Annotated in this window: 2 protein-coding genes; one reads left to right on the forward strand and one right to left on the reverse strand. The window is 72.5% G+C overall.

Going from position 1 to position 3,398, the window contains the following annotated elements; all coding sequences use genetic code 11:
• The first annotated feature begins 494 nt into the window (after positions 1-494).
• The gene (locus ACSAMQ_RS20270; RefSeq protein WP_435397385.1) at positions 495-2,696 is read left to right on the forward strand and encodes a PAS domain-containing protein; all 2,202 of its coding nucleotides are present in this window, start codon (positions 495-497) and stop codon (positions 2,694-2,696) included.
• Between the two features lie 76 nt (positions 2,697-2,772).
• Here ACSAMQ_RS20270 and ACSAMQ_RS20275 read toward each other — a convergent pair whose 3' ends face one another.
• Entirely contained in the window at positions 2,773-3,150 is a 378-nt protein-coding gene (locus ACSAMQ_RS20275; protein WP_435397386.1) for a hypothetical protein, read from the reverse strand.
• Between the last annotated feature and the right edge of the window lie 248 nt (positions 3,151-3,398).

Here is a 3,398-nt window from a genome sequence, read left to right on the forward strand (position 1 = left end):
GCGCCCCTGCGCGCGCAGGCCGAGGCGGCCGGCGCCGCCGATTTCATGCCGCTGTGGTCGGGACAGGCGGCGCGCCTGGGCCGGGCGATGTCGACCTTCGAGCTGACCCGCCGCCTGGCCGAGGAGACTTTGGCGCAGTGGCGGCGCTGAGCGAGCGCGAACGCAGCCGGGCACGGCCCGGGCCGCGAAAACTGAGAAGTCGAACCGATCGCCGCGCCTGTCGGCCCGTGCATCGCGGCTGCTAAGCTCGAGGAAACCGCCGTACGGCGCAGCGAAGCCCGGCGCGATCAGCGGACTGCGTCGTGCTTCGGCGGCGATGCCGGCGGCCGAGTTCCACGGGTCGCTCCAGCGCCGACAGCGATGGCCGCGGACGGCCTGTGGCGGTGTTTCTTACCGCAGGCCGGTCGCGGGCGCAGGAAGACGCGACCGGCCCGCTACATGCGCATGCGAGCGAAGCCGTCCGCTCCGTGCCGGGATCGGATAAGGATGGTCTGATGCGTTTGTCGTGTTCTGCTTCGCGCCTGAACCGCGAAGCCGAAGTAAGCACCGGATCGAAGCGTCGTCACGCTTGGACGGTATGGGCCCTGCTGCTGGTGTGCGAAGGCGTGTCGGCGCAGGGCGTGCTGGTCGGTTGTCCGGGCGCCACCCCAATGCGGGCGCTGCCGGAACCGGCGCTGTGTCTGCAGCGCGCGAAGCTCGGCCCGACGCAGGTCGCCGGAGAGGGCGCGGCCCAGGCCGTGTCCGCCCAGGCCCTGTTCGCGCAAGCCAAGACCCAACTCGAGGCCGGGCACATCGAGGACGCCGGGCGCTCGCTCGATTGCGCCGAGGCGGTGATCGGCGGCGCGGGCGATGCCGGCCTGCGCTACGAACTGGAGCGGCGGCGCGGCATCCTCGACTTCCGTCGCGAATGGATCCCGCAGGCGCTGGCCCGGTTCGAGTGCGCGGCGAGCCTGTCGAGCGCGCGCGACGACTCCGCCGCGACCGCGCGCGACCTGAGCAACGTCGGCGCCGCGCTGCGCCGTCTCGGCGACTTCCGCGGCGCCTTGCGCAGCCTGACCGCCAGCCTTGATCTCCAGCGCAAGCGCGGCGAAGTGTCGGGCGCGGTCTTGAACAACATCGCCGACGTCTACCGCGAACTGCGCGAGCCCGACACGGCGATGCGCTATTACCGCGAAGCCCTGGCCTCGTTCCGGGCCAAGCGCGAGCCGGTCGAGGCCGCGCACGTGCTGGAGACGATGGCCGAGCTGGCCCTCGACGGCGGCGATGCGTCGCAGGCCGCGGCCTGGCTGCAGGAAGCGCTGGCCGTGTACCGCGCCGGCGGCAACCGGGTGTACGAACTACGCGTGCACGACGGCCTGACCCGGGTCGCGCTGGCGCAGGGCGACCTGGCCCAGGCGCAGCGCTGGAGCGCCGCCGCCCTGGCCTTGTCCGACGCCTGGAAACTACCGCTGCCGCCGGCGCTGCAGTTGCAGATCGCCCGCACCGCGCAGCTGTCGGGCGCGACCGCCGCCGCGACCGCGCGTTTGCGCGACACCTTGGCCTCCACGCCCGAAGGCGACCCGATGCGGGTGCCGCTGCTGCAGGAACTGGCCACCGCGCAGGAACGCGCCGGCGATGCGACCGCCGCCAACGCGACCTTGCGTGAGGCCCATGGCAAGGCGATCGCGCTCGCGCGCGCCCAGCACGACCGCCAGTTGGACTGGCTGCGCGTGCGTTTCCAATCGGCCGAACAGCAACGCACCATCGCCGCGCTGGAAAACGAGAACCGCCTGCGCAGCGCGCAGCTGCGCCAACGCACCCTGCTGCTGGGCCTCGCCGCGGCGCTGGCGGTGGCGGTGTTGCTCGGCTTTTTGCTGCTGCAGCAGCGCCGGCACCAGCGCGCGCGTCTGCGCGAGCAGGCGCAGCGAGTCCGCCATGAAGAGGAGCTCGCGCGCTACCGCCGCGAAGCCGACGCCCTGGCCGAAGACCGCAGCCTGCTGCAGGGCCTGCTCGACAGCCGCGACGAACCGCTGTGCCTGCTCGACGCCGAAGGCCAGGTGCTGGCGATCAATCGCGCCGGCCGGCGCTGGCTCGGGGCGGGCGAGGACGAGACCTTGGTCGGGCAGCCGGTGGCGGCCTTCGTCGGCGAAGCCGGCCGCGCCGCCCTGGCCTCGGCATTGGAACGGATGGAGGACAGCGCAGCGCAAGGCCTGAGGATCGCCGCGCGCGAAGGCGCGCCCCTGATCGCGACCCTCGAGCCCTGGTCGGGCGGCGACGGCCTGGTGCTGCTCGCGCCGCAGGGCCGCGACACCGCCGCGCCGCCGTCGCCGGTCGAAGCCGCGACCGAAGCCGCGGCCGGGCCGGTCGACGCCGCCGCCGAGTCTTCGGTGCGCGACGGTTTCCGCCGCAGCCTGGTCGAGCTGATGCTGGCCACGATCGAAGCCTGGGAGCGCACCACCGGCACCAGCCGGCTGGAGTTCGCCGAGAAAAGCCGGATCTGGCGGGTCAACATCGACGACGGCCGGCTGCGCGCGCGGGCGCTGGAACGCTACCTCACCGTCGCCAAGCTGCCGCGCAACCCGCGCTGGCGCGACGTGTTGCGATCGGCTTATTTCGTGCTCGGGCGCTGCGACGGGCTGGCGCCGGAAACCCGCGCCTCGCTGCAGCACCGCGTGGATGCGGTGCTGGCCTATACCCGGCGCGACGCTCTGGTCTGACCGGCGCGACGTTCCTTGTCGCGTCGATCAGTGGAACGCGTACGGCAGCTGCCCGGCCGGCAGCCTTTGCGGATACTCAGGGCTTGGGCGGGCAGACCGCGCAGGCGCCGCTGAGGCCCTGCTCGAGCCGATAGCGCTCGTGGTGGCTGGCGTCCAGGAACTCCTCGGGGCCGAGCACGAACGGCACCGCATTCTCGAGCGGCGCCACGATCTTGCAATAAGCGACGATGGTCGCGGTGGCCGTGGCCCAGGCGTCCTCTTTCTCGACGATGCCGCACTTGTCCATCAGCTCGTGCAACTGCGGGCCGTCGAATTCGAACCGCGCGACGATCTTCGGCGCCTCTTTGTCCTTGATGCACCAGTCCGCCGGCACGACCTCGTGAGCGCGGCCGGCGAGCGGAAGCGCGAGCAGGACACCGAACGCGAGAGAGACGACTGCGCGGGACAGGGACATGGGCGATCCGTGGTGGAGGGGGCGTCCCAGAGTAGGGGCTGCGACGCGACGGACGCCAGCTCGGTCGCGGGTATAAAACGGGAATCAATTCGGCTAAGGCCTTGTTTCCGTTGCCGTCGTCTCGCTTTCGCGCGGGAGCTCGACTGCGCCGCGGCCCGCCGGCGGACCGGCCGTCGCCGCCGGCTTGAGCCCCCCGTGGACGCGTGGCAGGATCGCGCGGGATGCCTGGCGGCCGGGCCTGTGCGGCG

Origin of the sequence: Lysobacter sp. 1R34A (assembly GCF_051217035.1) — a bacterium.
GTDB lineage: Bacteria > Pseudomonadota > Gammaproteobacteria > Xanthomonadales > Xanthomonadaceae > Lysobacter.